Consider the following 14357-nt stretch of genomic DNA (forward strand, 5'->3'; position numbering starts at 1 on the left):
AAAAGCCCGGCCGGACGGCCGGGCTTCGTCGTTGCAGGCTGCGTCCGGCCTCAGCCGGCGAGCTTTTCCATTTCCCTAACGATAGCGTCGCCCACCTCGCCGGTGCCCGCGGCATTGACGCCAGGCCCGGCGATGTCCTTGGTGCGCAGGCCGCCGTCGAGGACGTTGGCGACGGCCTTCTCCAGCATGTCGGCTTCTTTCACGAGGCTGAAGGAATAACGCAGCGCCATGGCGAAGGAGCCGATCATGGCGATCGGGTTGGCAAGGCCCTTGCCGGCGATGTCGGGGGCCGAGCCGTGCACGGGCTCGTAGAGGGCCTTGCGCTTGCCGGTCGCGGGATCCTCGGCGCCGAGCGAGGCCGACGGCAGCATGCCGAGCGAGCCGGTCAGCATGGCCGCCACATCGGACAGGATGTCGCCGAACAGGTTGTCGGTGACGATGACGTCGTACTGCTTCGGGTTGCGCACCAGCTGCATGCCGCAGTTGTCGGCGAGCACGTGCTCCAGCTCCACGCCCGGATACTCGTTCTTGTGGACGCGGGTGACGACCTCGTTCCACAGCACGCCGGTGCGCATGACGTTGCGCTTCTCGGCCGAGGAGACCTTGTTGCGGCGCACCTTGGCGAGCTCGAAGGCGACGCGGGCGATGCGCTCGATCTCATGGGTCGTGTAGAGCTGCGTGTCGACGGCGCGCTTCTCGCCGCTCTCCAGCGTCACGATCTCCTTCGGCTCGCCGAAATAGACGCCGCCGGTGAGCTCGCGCACGATGACGATGTCGAGCCCCTCGACCAGCTCGCGCTTCAACGACGAGGCATCGGCCAGGGCCGGATAGCAGATGGCCGGGCGCAGGTTGGCGAACAGGCCGAGCTCCTTGCGCAGGCGCAGGAGGCCCGCCTCGGGGCGGTGCTCGTAGGCCACCTTGTCCCACTTCGGCCCGCCGACGGCGCCGAAGAGCACGGCGTCCGCCGCCTGCGCGCGGTCCATGGCGGCGTCGGTGATGGCGACGCCATGCGCATCATAGGCGCAGCCGCCGACGAGGTCCTTCTCCGTCTCGAAGCGGGCGATGCCGGTCTTCGTGAACCAGCCGACGAGTTTCTCGACCTCGGCCATGACCTCGGGGCCGATGCCGTCGCCGGGGAGGAGAAGGAGATTGTAGGACGCCATGATGCCCTCGTGTTGCGCGGAATGAGATGGGTCGCGCAGCCTTTTGCTGCGCGGGTGCGGGTTTGGCAAGGCGTTCCGGCGCATGGCTCGCGCCGGCCGGCCCGCTCAGCGATAGCGGCCGTGGCGCTCGAGCACCTCGATCTTGTAGCCGTCCGGATCGGTGACGAAGAAGAAGCGCGCCATCAGCGCCCCGTCGCGGAAGAACTCCTTGATCGGCTGGGGCGCGAGGCCGGCATCGGTGAAGCGGGCGTGCTCGGCGTCGAGATCCTCGACCGCGACGGCGAGGTGGCCGTAGCCGTCCCCGAGCGCATAGGGCTCGCTGCGGCCGTGGTTGACGGTGAGCTCGACCTCGAAATCGGCCTCGGCGTTGCGCAGGTAGACGAGCGTGAAGCCGTCGAAGACGAAGCGGTCGGCGATCTTGAGGCCGAAGGCCGTCTCGTAGAAGGCGACCGAGCGCGCCTCGTCGAGCACGCGGATCATGGTGTGGATGGCTTTGGCCACGGGCGAGGGGCTCCGTTTCGCGGTCAGACGCGGCGCTTCAGCGCCGTCACCTCGATCTCGACCTTCATCTCGGGCTTCAGGAGGCCGGCGACGACGAGGAGCGTCGCGGCCGGTCGCACCTCGGCCAGCACCTCGCCGCAGACGGTGAGCAGCGGCTCGGCATGGGCGACATCGGTGACGTAATAGGTGGCGCGCACGATGTCGGCGAGGGAGAGGCCGGCCTCCTCCAGCGTGCGTGCGATGGTTGCCCAGCAGTTGCGCGCCTGCGCGGCCGCATCCTCCGGCATCGCCATCGTCGCGTAGTCGTAGCCGGTCGTGCCGGCGACGAAGGCGAAGGGCCCGTCGATCACGGCACGCGAATAGCCGTAGGCTCTTTCGAAGGGAGAGCCGGTGGAGATCAGCCGCCGCGTCATGCGGATGGTCCTCTCGTATCGGGGGTCAGGCGGTGGGGCGGCGGGTCAGCGCCAGCATGATGCCGAAGCCGATCATCAGGCTGCCGCTGACGCGGTTGAAGAGCTTCAGCACCCGTCGCCCACGCGTCAGGGAGCGCAGGCGCCCGCCGAAGGCGGCATAGGCGGCGATGGCGACGACCTCAAGCGCGATGAAGGTCGCGCCCATGACAAGGAAACTCAGCGCATGATTGCCACTGTCGAGGAACTGCGGGAAGAAGGCGGTGAAGACGAGGATCGCTTTCGGGTTGCCGGCGGCCACCCAGAATTCCTGCAGCGCCAGCCGGCCGAGCGGCGTGCGCGCGCTCGTCTCGAGCGTCGTGAGCTCGGGAGCGCCGGCGCGCAACAGGCGGAAGCCCAGATAGACGAGATAGGCTGCGCCCGCCCATTTGACGACGCTGAACAGCATCTCCGACGTCGCCAGCACCGCGCCGAGGCCGAGCGCGGCGATGACGATCATGATGGCGAAGGCGACGAGCCGCCCGCCGGCCGCGGCGGTGGCGCGCCAGACCCCTTCGCGTGCGCCGTTGGTCAGCGAGAGCAGGTTGTTCGGTCCGAAGGCCATGTTGATGGCAAAGCAGGCCGGCAGGAAGACGAGGTAGGTGTCGAGGTTCATGCCGTCCGTCTCCGCTGTTCGTCGAGACAGGTTGAGAACCCGGACAGGCCGGGCTCGTGGCAAATTCTCTTCGCGCTTGCTGAAAGAGGGAGCCGCCGCCTCTCACGTCGCCGCCCCTCGCGCCCCTCTCAGAGCCAGGGATGCACGGTCGCAGTCTTCTTCTCGTAGGCCTCGATGCTCGGGGCCTTCTCCATGGTGAGCCCGATGTCGTCGAGCCCGTTGAGCAGGCAGTGCTTGCGGAAGGCGTCGATCTCGAAACTGACCTTGCCCCCGTCCGGTCCGCGGATCTCCTGCGCCTCGAGGTCGATGGTCAGCGTCGCGTTGGCGCCGCGGCGGGCGTCGTCCATCAGCTTGTCGAGGTCTTCCGGTGACACCGTAATGGGCAGGATGCCGTTCTTGAAGCAGTTGTTGTAAAAGATGTCGGCGAACGAGGTGGAGATCACGCAGCGGATGCCGAAGTCGAGCAGTGCCCACGGCGCATGCTCGCGCGAGGAACCGCAGCCGAAGTTGTCGCCCGCGACAAGGATCTGCGCCTTGCGGTAGGCAGGCTTGTTGAGCACGAAGTCGGGATTCTCCGAGCCGTCCTCCTTATAGCGCATCTCCGCGAACAGACCCTTGCCGAGGCCTGTGCGCTTGATGGTCTTCAGATACTGCTTCGGGATGATCATGTCGGTGTCGACATTGACGATCTCGAGCGGCGCCGCGACGCCCGTCAGGGTGGTGAACTTCTCCATCTTTCGCTCTTCTGTCCGTCTGCGGCCGCCGCGGCGACCTTGTTTGCCCAGTGTCATACCAAAGCCGGCCTGGCGCGCCTAGCGCAGCCGGCGGCCGCGCCGGTCACCCCGCCGCGGCCTCGATCGCTTCCATGTCCTCGTCCGAGAGGCCGAAGTGGTGGCCGATTTCGTGCACGAGGACATGCGTGACGAGGGAGCCGAGCGTCTCCTCATGCTCGGCCCAGTAGTCGAGGATCGGCCGGCGGTAGAGGAAGACCATGTTGGGCATCTGCCCCGACATCGGCACCGCGCCCTGCTGGGCAAGGCCGTAGCCGCGAAAGAGGCCGAGGAGGTCGAACGGGCTCTCGCAGCCCATCTCCTCCATGGTTTCCTCGTCCGGGAAGTCCTCGACGCGGATGAGGACGCCGTCGCACAGGCGGCGGAAATCTTCCGGCAGGGCGTCGAAAGCCGTCTGGGCGAGGTCCTCGAAGGCATCGATGCCCGGGGCCGTCAGGCCGTGCAGGTGGTCTGTGTTCCGGCTCGTGCTCATGGGCCCCGTTTCCATGGGTCAGTGTGCCAGCTGTTGTATCAGCGCATAGGCGAGATAGACGAGGAGCACGAGGCCGAGGAGGCGGCCGATACGCTTGCCCCACACCTCGATGCGGTCGTCGTCCGGATGGTCCGCGTCGCGGCCAGAGAAATGCGCGCCGAGGCGCCGCGTCGCGCGGCCGAGGGAGGATGAGGCGAGCGTCTCGCTGTCCCGCTCCACCCGGTCCAGTGCGTCACGCGCCTCGCGCTGCCGCTTCTCGTCATCGCCTGTCATCGCGACCACCTTGCAGGCCTCGCTTCCGGCGTCCCGCGTCCCTGCACCGCAGCGTCGCGGGCCGGGATGTCGCCATGATCGTTTTCGTGCCTTCGCAAGAGGACGACCCTGCCCCCGGCCGTCCCCCTGCGCGCCGGCCTCAGCCGAAGCTGCGCACGTCCACGAAATGGCCCGCGATCGCCGCCGCCGCCGCCATGGCGGGGGAGACGAGATGGGTGCGGCCCTTGAAGCCCTGCCGTCCCTCGAAGTTGCGGTTCGAGGTGGAGGCGCAGCGCTCGCCGGGCTTCAGCTTGTCGGCATTCATGGCCAGGCACATGGAGCAGCCGGGCTCGCGCCAGTCGAAGCCGGCCGCCTTGAAGATCTTGTCGAGACCCTCGGCCTCCGCCTGCATCTTCACGAGGCCGGAGCCCGGCACGATCATGGCGTTGACGTTGGGGTTGACTGCCTTGCCAGCGACGATGCGCGCCACCTCGCGCAGATCCTCGATGCGCCCGTTGGTGCAGGAGCCGATGAAGACGCGGTCGAGCGCGATGTCGGTGATCTTCGTGCCCGGCTTCAGGCCCATGTATTCCAGCGCTCGCCACTTCGACTGGCGTTTCGTCTCCTCCTGGATGTCATCCGGGTTCGGCACCACGCCGTTGATCGAGATGACGTCCTCCGGGCTCGTGCCCCAGGTGACGATCGGCGGCAGATTCGCCGCGTCGAGTCGAATGACGGCGTCGAAATGGGCGCCCTCGTCCGTCCGCAGCGTCTCCCAGAAACGCACGGCCTCGGCCCAGGCCGCGCCCTTCGGGGCCTTCGGCCTGTCCTTAAGATAGGCGTAGGTCTTCTCATCCGGCGCCACGAGGCCGGCGCGGGCGCCGCCCTCGATCGACATGTTGCAGACGGTCATGCGGCCTTCCATCGACAGCGAGCGGATCGCCTCACCGGCATATTCGATGACGTGGCCGGTGCCGCCGGCGGTACCGATCTCGCCGATGATGGCGAGGATGATGTCCTTGGCCGTGACGCCCTCGGGCAGGGCGCCGTCGACCTGGACCAGCATGTTCTTCGCCTTCTTCTGGATCAGCGTCTGCGTGGCGAGCACGTGCTCCACCTCGCTGGTGCCGATGCCGTGGGCGAGGGCGCCGAAGGCGCCGTGGGTCGAAGTGTGGCTGTCGCCGCACACGATCGTGGTGCCCGGCAGTGTGAAGCCCTGTTCGGGGCCGACGACGTGGACGATGCCCTGACGCTGGTCGAGCTCGTTGTAATATTCGACGCCGAAGTCGCGCGCATTGTCGGCGAGCGTCGCCACCTGCAATGCGCTTTCCGGATCCTCGATGCCGTGCGAGCGGTCGGTGGTCGGCACGTTGTGGTCTACGACCGCGAGTGTCTTCTGCGGCGCGCGCACCTTGCGGCCAGCGACGCGCAGGCCCTCGAAGGCCTGCGGCGAGGTGACCTCGTGCACGAGGTGGCGGTCGATGTAGATGAGGCAGGTGCCGTCGGGCTGGGTGTCGACGACGTGATCGTCCCAGATCTTGTCGTAGAGGGTGCGCGCTGTCATGGGCTTTCGGCTTCTCATGCTGTGATGGCGGCTGCCATCGGTGCTCTTGTCGCTTGGATGTCCCGCCTCCGTTTCGCCGGCCGGGACATGTTCACCCGCGTCACGGGCCGCTCCTGCGGCCGTCCCCCTCGCGGGGCGCGGTGCCTGGCGGGCGCCCTGACGGGCACCGGCTCAGGCGCGGCGAAGGTCGGCGATCGTGCAGGCCAGGAGGCGCGCGAAGAAGCGCCACGGCAGGCGGGCGTGATCGTGCAGCGCCGCAAATTCCTGCGTCGTCGGCAGCGGCTGCGACGTCAGACGGCAAGCCGTCACGTCGGGCCGGCATATGGAGCGCCCGCGCCTCATCATTCCGCGCCGTTTTTAACAGATCAAAACGGCAGCGACAACGCGCCCGCACGCTCTGCCTTGGCATGGCTCCCGCGCGAGCCGCGCCGAAGCCGGCGATGGAAATGAAAAAGCGCGGCGAGAGGCCGCGCTTCCTGAACGTCCCGGTGCCGGCGGTGGTGCCGCCGGCCATGATCGAGCGGGATCACTCGCTGGCGTTGTTTTCGGCGCGGCGCTCTGCGCGCTCGGTGATGCGGGCCGACTTGCCGCGGCGATCGCGCAGGTAATAGAGCTTGGCGCGCCGCACCTTGCCGCGACGCACGACCTTGATCGACTCGACCAGCGGCGAATAGAGCGGAAACACGCGCTCGACGCCCTCGCCATAGGAGATCTTGCGGACGGTGAAGCTCTCGTTGATGCCGCCGCCATCACGGGCGATGCACACGCCCTCATAGGCCTGCACGCGGCTGCGCTCGCCTTCCTTGACGCGCACGTTGACCTGCACCGTGTCGCCGGGCTCGAAGTCCGGGATGGACTTGGCTTCCGTGAGCTTGGCGATCTGTTCCCTGTTGATCTCTTCGATGATGTTCATGTCGATCACTCCTGCCGGCATGCCCGAAGGAAAGCCCCGCGGACACGAGCGTTTCGGCGACGCTGTTCTGAGTTGGTGGCGCCCTATACACGAGGCTCTCGTCCTTGTCGATAAGAACCGTGCGCGAAAGGCGCAACAGCGTTGGTTCCGACGCTGCAGCCCCGCTGGCGCCGCGCGCCTCTTGCGCCGCTGTCATCGCCTTGCCATTTGACTCCGCGCTCCCTTTCACTCAACTAGTCCGCCCGCCGGCCGTGGTAACGCCGGCCGCCCGCATTTTCCTTGAAGGCTCGCCGAGGAATTCTTGATGAAAGTCGTTGTCGTCGAATCCCCCGCCAAGGCTAAGACGATCAACAAGTACCTCGGCAAGGACTACGAGGTGCTGGCCTCGTTCGGGCACATCCGCGACCTGCCGGCCAAGGACGGCTCGGTCGATCCCGAGGCCGATTTCGCCATGGTCTGGGAACTGGAGGACCGCGGGTCGAAGCGCGTGTCCGACATCGCGAGGGCGGTGAAGGGGGCGGACAAGCTCATTCTCGCCACCGACCCGGACCGAGAGGGCGAGGCGATCTCCTGGCACGTCGTCGAGGCGCTGACCCAGAAGAAAGTGCTGAAGGACGTGGCCGTCGAGCGCGTCACCTTCAACGCCATCACAAAGGATGCGGTGCTGGAGGCGATGCGCCAGCCGCGCCAGATCGACCAGGCGCTGGTCGATGCCTATCTCGCCCGTCGTGCGCTCGACTATCTCGTCGGTTTCAACCTCTCACCGGTGCTGTGGCGCAAGCTGCCCGGCGCCCGTTCCGCCGGGCGCGTGCAGTCGGTGGCGCTGCGCCTCGTCTGCGACCGCGAGCGCGAGATCGAGACCTTCGTGCCGCGCGAATACTGGTCGCTCGTCGTCGTCCTCAAGACGGACGCGGGCGCGACCTTCGAGGCTCGCCTCGTCGGTGCCGACGGCAAGAAGATCGCCCGTCTCGACATCGGCCAGGGCGAGGAGGCTGAAGCCTTCAGGAAGTTGCTCGAGACGGCGGCTTTCCGTGTCACCGCCGTCGAGGCCAAGCCCGCCAAGCGCCACCCGCAACCGCCGTTCACGACCTCCACCCTGCAGCAGGAGGCCTCGCGCAAGCTGGGCTTCGCCCCGGCGCGCACCATGCAGCTCGCCCAGCGGCTTTACGAGGGCGTCGAGATCGGCGGCGAGACGGTCGGCCTCATCACCTATATGCGTACCGACGGCGTCGACATGGCCCCGGAGGCGGTTGCCGGCGCCCGCCGCGTCATCGCCAAGGAGTTCGGCGACGCCTATGTACCCGGCGTGCCGCGCAAGTATACGACCAAGGCCAAGAACGCGCAGGAGGCGCATGAGGCGGTACGCCCCACCGATCTCGGCCGCCTCCCCGCCATGGTGGCGCGCCAGCTCGACCCCGATCAGGCGCGGCTCTACGAGCTCATCTGGACCCGCACCGTGGCGAGCCAGATGGAATCGGCCGTTTTTGAGCGCACCACGGTCGATATCGAGGCAAGGGCCGGCGGTCGCCTTCTCGAGCTGCGCGCCACCGGCCAGGTGGTGACCTTCGACGGCTTCCTGAAGCTCTACCAGGAAGGCCGCGACGACGAGGAAGATGAAGAGAGCCGCCGCCTGCCTGCCATGAAGGCCGGCGATGCCCTCGAGAAGCGCGAGATCCGCGCGACGCAGCATTTCACCGAGCCGCCGCCGCGCTATACCGAGGCGAGCCTCGTCAAGCGCATGGAAGAGCTCGGCATCGGCCGGCCCTCGACCTATGCGGCCGTGCTCGCCGTGCTCAAGGAGCGCGGCTATGTCGAGATCGACAAGAAGCGCCTCGTGCCCGAGGACAAGGGCCGGATCGTCACGGCCTTCCTCGAGAGCTTCTTCCGTCGCTATGTCGAATACGACTTCACGGCCGACCTCGAGGAGCAACTCGACCGCGTCTCCAACAACGAGATCGACTGGAAGACGGTGCTGCGCGATTTCTGGCGCGACTTCATCGCCGCCATCGACGAGACGAAGAGCCTGCGCATGAGCGAGGTGCTCGACGCTCTCAACGAGGAGCTCGGGCCGCACATCTTCCCGAAGAAGGCGGACGGCAGCGACCCGCGCGCCTGCCCGAGCTGCGGCACGGGTCAATTGTCGCTGAAACTCGGCAAGTTCGGCTCCTTTATAGGCTGCTCCAATTATCCGCAGTGCCGCTACACGCGCCAGCTCGCCGCGAACGGAGACGGTGAGGCGAGCGCCGCCGCCGACAGCGGCCCGCGCACCCTCGGCAAGGACCCTGAGACGGGGCTCGACGTCACGCTGCGCGACGGCCGCTTCGGCCCCTATGTGCAACTCGGGGAAGGCGACAAGCCCAAGCGCCAGACGCTGCCCAAGGGCCTTGCGCCGGATCTCGTCGACCTCGAAAAGGCATTGAAGCTGCTGTCGCTGCCGCGCGAGGTTGCGACACACCCCGAGAGCGGCAAGCCGATCCTCGCCGGCATCGGCCGCTTCGGGCCTTACGTCCAGCACGACAAAACTTATGCCAATCTCGGCAAGGACGACGACGTGCTCGACATCGGTGCCAACCGGGCCATCGACCTGATCATCACGAAGGAGCAGGGCGGCGGACGCCGCGGCGGCGCGGCCGAGCCGGGCCGGGTGCTGGGCGAAGATCCGGAGAGCGGCAAGCAGCTCAGCGTCAAGGCCGGCCGCTACGGGCCCTACGTCACCGACGGCACGACCAACGCCACCCTGCCCAAGAGCATGGACAAGGACGCCTTGACGCTGGAGGAGGCCATCGCCCTCATCCGCGCCAAGCGCGCCTCCGACGGCGGCAAGAAGGCATCGGCGAAGAAGCCGGCCGCCAAGAAGGCTCCTGCGAAGAAGGCTGCTGCAAAGAAGCCGGCTGAAAAGGCGCCCGCTAAAAAGGCAGCCGGCAAACCAACGAAGAAGGCGGCAGCGGGGGAATAGCGGTCGGCAGCTTCTTCTCCCTTGGGACATGAACGACCGAACGGCATAGACACTGCCGGCCTGCCTTCTTCCCCTGATGCTGACCGAACCGGGAGCGCACCGCTCCCGCCGTCATGGCCGGGCTCGTCCCGGCCATCCACGTCTTTGACGTTGCACAGCTTTCCAAGGCGTGGATGCCCGCGACGGGCGCGGGCATGACGGTTGCGCGGGAGCCAGCGAGCCTTCGCTCAATCCACCGCCACGATCGCCTCGATCTCCACCGTGATGTTGTTCGGGAGCGAGCCGAAGCCGACGGCCGAGCGGGCGTGGTGGCCGGCCTCGCCGAAGACGGCGACGAAGAGATCCGAGCAGCCGTTGATGACCTTCGGATGGTCGCCGAAATCCGGCACGGCATTGACCATGCCGAGCAGCTTCACCACGCGCCGCACGCGGGCAAGGTCGCCGAGCGCCTCGTGCATCACGGCGAGCAGGTTGAGCCCGGTCAGTCGCGCATCGTCATAGGCCTGCGCGACGCCGATCTCGTCGCCGACCTTGCCGGTGCGCTGACGGCCGTCCGCCTCGCGCGGCCCCTGGCCGGAGAGGAAGAGGAGGTTGCCCTCCTGCACGAAGGGCACATAGGTCGCGACAGGCTTCGGTGCGGGTGGCAGGGCGAGGCCGAGATCGGCGAGGCGCTGGTAGGGCGTCATGCGGTGACCTTCTGCGTGGCAGGAGTGGCGAGTTCCGCCTGGCGGATGCAGGCGACGGAATGGCCGGGCGAGACGCTCTCGTGCGGCGGCACGGCCCTGGCGCAGGCCTCGATGGCAAAGGGGCAGCGCGTGCGGAAGACGCAGCCGGACGGCGGGTCGAGCGGACTCGGGATGTCGCCCTGAAGGATGACGCGCTCGCGCCGGACCGTCGGATCGGGGATCGGCGCGGTCGAGAGAAGCGCCTTGGTATAGGGATGGCGCGGATTGGCATAGACCTCGCGCGACGGGCCCTGCTCCAGGATGCGGCCGAGGTAGAGCACCACGATGTCGTCGCACAGATATTCGACGACGGTGAGGTCGTGCGAGATGAAGAGCATGGTGAGGCCCAGCTCTTTCTGCAGCTCCTGGATGAGGTTGAGCACCTGCGCCTGCACCGAGACGTCGAGCGCCGACACGGGCTCGTCGGCGACGATGAGCTCGGGTTCGACGGCAAGCGCGCGGGCGATGCCGATGCGCTGGCGCTGGCCGCCGGAGAACTCGTGCGGATAGCGCCGCGCATGTTCCGGGCTGAGGCCGACGCGGGTCAGGAGGTCCGCGATGCGCGCCTGCCGCGCCGCACCCTTGGCGAGGCCGTGCGTGTCGATGGCCTCGCCGATGATGTCGCCGACACGCATGCGCGGGTTGAGGCTGGAATAGGGGTCCTGGAAGATGATCTGCATGCGCCGGCGATAGGCGCGCAGCGCCCGCTCCGGAAGCTTGAACAGGTCGACTCCGTCGAAGACCGCTTCGCCCTCCGACGGCTCGACGAGCCGCAGGATGCAGCGCCCGGCGGTGGTCTTGCCCGAGCCCGATTCGCCGACGATGCCGACGATGCGGCCACGGCCAACGTCGAAGGAGACGTCCTCGACCGCCTTCACCGGACCGCTCGCCGTGTGGAAGCGCTTGGAGAGATTGCGGACGGACAGCAGGACATCGCCGCCTGCGGGGGATGGAGACTGGCTCATGACGGTCACAGCAACTCGTGCCTGAAGCAGCGGGAGAGGTGGCCGGGGCCGGCCGGCACGAGGCCCGGCGCCTCGCGCTCGCAGTGTGGCTCGACGAGCGGGCAGCGCGGCGCATAGGTGCAGCCCGGCGGCAGGTTGAGCACGCTCGGGACGTTGCCGGGGATGGGGTTCAACATCAGCCGCGCCCCGTCCGCCGCCCGGTCGCGCTCCGGGTTGGGGATGCAGGCGAGGAGGCCCTTGGTATAGGGGTGGCGCGGCCGCGCGAAGAGCGCCTCGACCGGGGCCTGCTCGACCACGCGGCCGGCATACATCACCGCCACCTCGTGGGCAATCTCGGCGACGACGCCGAGATTGTGGGTGATGAACAGGATGCTCATGCCGATGTCGCGCTGCAGGCGGCGCATCAGGTCGAGGATCTGGGCCTGGATGGTGACGTCGAGCGCCGTCGTCGGCTCGTCGGCAATGAGGAGGGCCGGGTTGCACGAGAGCGCGAGCGCGATCATCACGCGCTGGCGCATGCCCCCCGACATCTCGTGCGGATATTGGTCGAGCCGCTTCTCGGCCGCCGGGATCTCGACAAGCTCGAGCATCTGCCGCGCCCGCCGGCGCGCCTCGTGCCGGGAAAGCGGCTCGTGCAGGCGGATCATTTCCATGATCTGGTCGCCGACGGTGTAGAGCGGGTTGAGGCTCGTCATCGGCTCCTGGAAGATCATGGCGATCTCCTTGCCGCGGATGGCGCGCATGCGCTTTTCCGGCAAGGTCGCGAGATCGACGACCGTGCCGTCGCGCATCCGGTAGAGGATTTTCCCTGCGACGATGCGGCCGGGATGGGCGAGGAGGCGCATGATCGACAGGCTCGTCACCGACTTGCCCGAGCCAGATTCGCCGACGACGGCGAGCGTTTCGCCCCGGCGCACCGTCAGCGTCACGCCGTCGACGGACTTCGCCGCGCGCTCGCCGACGATGAAGTGGGTGTGCAGGTCCTCGGCCCTGAGGACGACGTCCTCGGGTAGCGTCGCGGTGAGCGGGGAGGGGGCGGAAAGGACGGCGGCCATCGCTCAGAGGTCCTTTCGAAGGCGCGGGTCGAGGAGGTCGCGCAGGCCGTCGCCGACGAGCTGCAGCGACAGGACGGACAGGATGATCGCGACGCCGGGGAAGATCGTCATCCAGTCGGCCTGACCGACATATTGCCGGCCGGAGGCGATCATCGTGCCCCAGGTCGGGATCTCGGGGCTGACGCCGACGCCGAGGAAGGACAGGCTCGCCTCCGCCAGCATGGCATAGGCGAAGATGAAGGTCGCCTGCACGAGGATGGGCGAGACGAGGTTGCGCAGCACGTGGCGCGTCATGATGCGCCAGGTCGGCACGCCGAGCGCCCGCGCCGCCTCCACGTAAGGCAGCTCCCGGATCACCAGCGTTGAGGCGCGCACGATGCGGGCGAGGCGCGGCGCATAGACGATGCCGAGCGCCACGATGACGGTGGTGAGCGACGGCCCGAGCGCGGCGACGAGCGCGATGGCGAGCAGGATGTCCGGGAAGGCCATCATCGCATCGATGATGCGCGCGATCACCGTGTCGGCGCGGCGGAAGAAGCCGGCAGCGAGGCCGAGCGTGATACCGATGACGCATGCGAACACCGTCGCGGCTGCGCCCACCGTCAGCGACAGGCGGCCGGCGTAGATCGTGCGGCTGAAGATGTCGCGGCCGAATTCGTCGGTGCCGAAGAAATAGGTGCCGCTCGGCGGCTTGAGGCGGTTGACGATCGACAACTTGTTCGGCGCATAGGGCGCAATCAGCGGCGCGAGCAAGGCAAAGAGCGCGATGGCGAGGATCACGGCAAGGCCGATCGCCAGCGTTTTGCGCTGCAGCATGAGCGTCGTGAGGCGCGGCGCGGGGGTGATGCTGACAGCGGCCATCAGTAGCGCACCCGCGGATCGATGAGGATGTAGAGCATGTCGATGCCGAAATTGATCAGCACGTAGATCGCCGCGATCACGAGCAGCGCGCCCTGGATGACGGGATAGTCGCGCCGGAGCACCGCCGACACGACGAGGTTGCCGACGCCCGGCAGGCTGAACACCGTCTCCGTCACCACGGCTCCCGAGACGAGGAGGGCAGCCGTGAGGCCGATGACCGTGAGCACGGGGATGAGTGCGTTCTTGAAGGCGTGCCTCATGACGACGCGGAACTCGCCCATACCCTTGGAGCGGGCGGTGCGCACGTAGTCGTCGTTGAGCACGTCGAGCATCGAGGCGCGGGTGAAGCGTGTGATCAGCGCCGAGGACACAATGCCGAGGGCCACCGCCGGCAATACGAGATGCGACAGGCGCGTGAGTAAGGACGCATCCGGCCCGCCGTAGCCCGCGACCGGAAACCAGCCGAGCCTGACCGCGAAGATCTGGATGAGCACGAGGCCGAGCCAGAAGCTCGGGATGCTCGCCGCGAACATGGCGAAGGTTGTCACCGCCTGGTCGAACAGCGTGCCGCGCTTGTAGGCGGAGAGGATGCCGACCGGCAGCGCGATGGCGCTGGCGATGAGAATAGAGAACAGCGTCAGGAAGAAGGTGGGCTCGGCCCGTTCGGCGAGCGCCCGCGTCACCGGCATGTCGAGGAAGATCGACTGGCCGAGGTCGCCCTTGATGAGCTGGCCGAGGAAGAAGAGATACTGCACCACGAGCGGCTGATCGAGCCCGAGGCGGGCGCGCAGCGCGGCGATGTCGGCCGGCGTCGCGTCCGGCCCCAGCATGACGGCAGCCGGGTCGCCCGGGGCGATGCGCACGATGATGAAGACGATCGTCACCACCGTGAACATCACGGCGAGCATGCCGAGAAGGCGCTGCAGGATGTAGCGGGTCATCGCTCCACTCGCTGCCGGGAGATGAGCGGCATCACAATCCCGGGACAAAAGACTATGGCGTTCTGGCAGTGGGCGGAACCAGTCGGGCGCGCCGGGTTCCCTCCCCTAGCTTGCGGCAGGGCGGGGCTAGGGT

16 protein-coding genes are annotated in these 14357 nt (G+C 67.7%); 1 reads left to right on the forward strand and 15 read right to left on the reverse strand.

Annotated elements, in window-relative coordinates:
• Positions 1 to 50 precede the first annotated feature (50 nt).
• The 10 genes from leuB to rplS form a co-directional block, all read right to left on the reverse strand.
• Positions 51 to 1163 carry a 3-isopropylmalate dehydrogenase gene (gene leuB, locus BOQ54_RS02910; RefSeq protein ID WP_063188289.1) on the reverse strand — a complete coding sequence of 371 codons (1113 nt, stop codon included), beginning with the start codon at positions 1161 to 1163 and terminating at the stop codon, positions 51 to 53.
• Between the two features lie 105 nt (positions 1164 to 1268).
• Positions 1269 to 1664: a VOC family protein gene (locus tag BOQ54_RS02915; RefSeq protein ID WP_019404457.1), complete on the reverse strand. Its 396-nt coding sequence runs from the start codon at positions 1662 to 1664 to the stop codon at positions 1269 to 1271.
• A gap of 23 nt (positions 1665 to 1687) precedes the next feature.
• On the reverse strand, positions 1688 to 2077 hold the full coding sequence (locus BOQ54_RS02920; RefSeq protein ID WP_071923215.1) for a RidA family protein: 390 nt from the start codon (positions 2075 to 2077) through the stop codon (positions 1688 to 1690).
• Between the two features lie 25 nt (positions 2078 to 2102).
• Complete coding sequence (locus BOQ54_RS02925) at positions 2103 to 2729, reverse strand: LysE family translocator (RefSeq protein ID WP_071923216.1); 627 nt, start codon at positions 2727 to 2729, stop codon at positions 2103 to 2105.
• A gap of 128 nt (positions 2730 to 2857) precedes the next feature.
• The gene (gene leuD, locus BOQ54_RS02930; RefSeq protein WP_055459686.1) at positions 2858 to 3463 is read right to left on the reverse strand and encodes a 3-isopropylmalate dehydratase small subunit; all 606 of its coding nucleotides are present in this window, start codon (positions 3461 to 3463) and stop codon (positions 2858 to 2860) included.
• A gap of 103 nt (positions 3464 to 3566) precedes the next feature.
• The gene (locus BOQ54_RS02935) at positions 3567 to 3992 is read right to left on the reverse strand and encodes a metallopeptidase family protein (protein ID WP_055459685.1); all 426 of its coding nucleotides are present in this window, start codon (positions 3990 to 3992) and stop codon (positions 3567 to 3569) included.
• 18 nt (positions 3993 to 4010) lie between these two features.
• The gene (locus BOQ54_RS02940) at positions 4011 to 4265 is read right to left on the reverse strand and encodes a hypothetical protein (protein WP_055459684.1); all 255 of its coding nucleotides are present in this window, start codon (positions 4263 to 4265) and stop codon (positions 4011 to 4013) included.
• Between the two features lie 139 nt (positions 4266 to 4404).
• The gene (gene leuC, locus BOQ54_RS02945; protein WP_063188295.1) at positions 4405 to 5808 is read right to left on the reverse strand and encodes a 3-isopropylmalate dehydratase large subunit; all 1404 of its coding nucleotides are present in this window, start codon (positions 5806 to 5808) and stop codon (positions 4405 to 4407) included.
• A 171-nt stretch (positions 5809 to 5979) separates the two neighbouring features.
• A complete protein-coding gene (locus BOQ54_RS19960; RefSeq protein ID WP_157672649.1) occupies positions 5980 to 6117 on the reverse strand; it encodes a hypothetical protein in 138 nt (45 codons plus the stop codon).
• Positions 6118 to 6334: 217 nt separating this feature from the next.
• On the reverse strand, positions 6335 to 6721 hold the full coding sequence (gene rplS / locus BOQ54_RS02950) for a 50S ribosomal protein L19 (RefSeq protein WP_055459900.1): 387 nt from the start codon (positions 6719 to 6721) through the stop codon (positions 6335 to 6337).
• A 304-nt stretch (positions 6722 to 7025) separates the two neighbouring features.
• Between rplS and topA the strand changes: the two genes are divergently transcribed.
• The gene (gene topA, locus BOQ54_RS02955) at positions 7026 to 9677 is read left to right on the forward strand and encodes a type I DNA topoisomerase (protein ID WP_071923217.1); all 2652 of its coding nucleotides are present in this window, start codon (positions 7026 to 7028) and stop codon (positions 9675 to 9677) included.
• 227 nt (positions 9678 to 9904) lie between these two features.
• Here topA and BOQ54_RS02960 read toward each other — a convergent pair whose 3' ends face one another.
• The 5 genes from BOQ54_RS02960 to BOQ54_RS02980 are packed head-to-tail and all read right to left on the reverse strand — an operon-like array spanning position 9905 to position 14224.
• Positions 9905 to 10363, reverse strand: coding sequence for a RidA family protein (locus tag BOQ54_RS02960; protein WP_063188300.1), 459 nt, complete (start codon positions 10361 to 10363; stop codon positions 9905 to 9907).
• Positions 10360 to 11367: an ABC transporter ATP-binding protein gene (locus tag BOQ54_RS02965; RefSeq protein WP_055459899.1), complete on the reverse strand. Its 1008-nt coding sequence runs from the start codon at positions 11365 to 11367 to the stop codon at positions 10360 to 10362. The genes BOQ54_RS02960 and BOQ54_RS02965 overlap by 4 nt, the downstream gene beginning before the upstream one ends.
• Positions 11368 to 11372: 5 nt before the next feature.
• Complete coding sequence (locus tag BOQ54_RS02970) at positions 11373 to 12422, reverse strand: ABC transporter ATP-binding protein (RefSeq protein WP_071923218.1); 1050 nt, start codon at positions 12420 to 12422, stop codon at positions 11373 to 11375.
• A 3-nt stretch (positions 12423 to 12425) separates the two neighbouring features.
• Positions 12426 to 13283 carry an ABC transporter permease gene (locus BOQ54_RS02975; protein WP_071923219.1) on the reverse strand — a complete coding sequence of 286 codons (858 nt, stop codon included), beginning with the start codon at positions 13281 to 13283 and terminating at the stop codon, positions 12426 to 12428.
• A complete protein-coding gene (locus tag BOQ54_RS02980) occupies positions 13283 to 14224 on the reverse strand; it encodes an ABC transporter permease (protein ID WP_071923220.1) in 942 nt (313 codons plus the stop codon). Before BOQ54_RS02980 ends, BOQ54_RS02975 begins: the two co-directional genes overlap by 1 nt.
• Positions 14225 to 14357: the final 133 nt, after the last annotated feature.

Origin of the sequence: Chelatococcus daeguensis, from assembly GCF_001887265.1 — a bacterium.
Classification (GTDB): domain Bacteria; phylum Pseudomonadota; class Alphaproteobacteria; order Rhizobiales; family Beijerinckiaceae; genus Chelatococcus_A; species Chelatococcus_A sambhunathii.

Excerpts from the sequence above, each read along its gene's own strand:
- BOQ54_RS02935 (WP_055459685.1), bottom strand. The coding sequence starts at position 3,992 with ATGAGCACGAGCCGGAACACAGACCACCTGCACGGCCTGACGGCCCCG.
- BOQ54_RS02925 (WP_071923216.1), bottom strand. The coding sequence starts at position 2,729 with ATGAACCTCGACACCTACCTCGTCTTCCTGCCGGCCTGCTTTGCCATC.
- rplS (WP_055459900.1), bottom strand. The coding sequence starts at position 6,721 with ATGAACATCATCGAAGAGATCAACAGGGAACAGATCGCCAAGCTCACG.
- leuB (WP_063188289.1), bottom strand. The coding sequence starts at position 1,163 with ATGGCGTCCTACAATCTCCTTCTCCTCCCCGGCGACGGCATCGGCCCC.
- leuD (WP_055459686.1), bottom strand. The coding sequence starts at position 3,463 with ATGGAGAAGTTCACCACCCTGACGGGCGTCGCGGCGCCGCTCGAGATC.
- leuC (WP_063188295.1), bottom strand. The coding sequence starts at position 5,808 with ATGACAGCGCGCACCCTCTACGACAAGATCTGGGACGATCACGTCGTC.
- BOQ54_RS02970 (WP_071923218.1), bottom strand. The coding sequence starts at position 12,422 with ATGGCCGCCGTCCTTTCCGCCCCCTCCCCGCTCACCGCGACGCTACCC.
- BOQ54_RS02920 (WP_071923215.1), bottom strand. The coding sequence starts at position 2,077 with ATGACGCGGCGGCTGATCTCCACCGGCTCTCCCTTCGAAAGAGCCTAC.
- BOQ54_RS02960 (WP_063188300.1), bottom strand. The coding sequence starts at position 10,363 with ATGACGCCCTACCAGCGCCTCGCCGATCTCGGCCTCGCCCTGCCACCC.
- BOQ54_RS02965 (WP_055459899.1), bottom strand. The coding sequence starts at position 11,367 with ATGAGCCAGTCTCCATCCCCCGCAGGCGGCGATGTCCTGCTGTCCGTC.
- BOQ54_RS02975 (WP_071923219.1), bottom strand. The coding sequence starts at position 13,283 with ATGGCCGCTGTCAGCATCACCCCCGCGCCGCGCCTCACGACGCTCATG.
- BOQ54_RS02980 (WP_071923220.1), bottom strand. The coding sequence starts at position 14,224 with ATGACCCGCTACATCCTGCAGCGCCTTCTCGGCATGCTCGCCGTGATG.
- topA (WP_071923217.1), top strand. The coding sequence starts at position 7,026 with ATGAAAGTCGTTGTCGTCGAATCCCCCGCCAAGGCTAAGACGATCAAC.
- BOQ54_RS02940 (WP_055459684.1), bottom strand. The coding sequence starts at position 4,265 with ATGACAGGCGATGACGAGAAGCGGCAGCGCGAGGCGCGTGACGCACTG.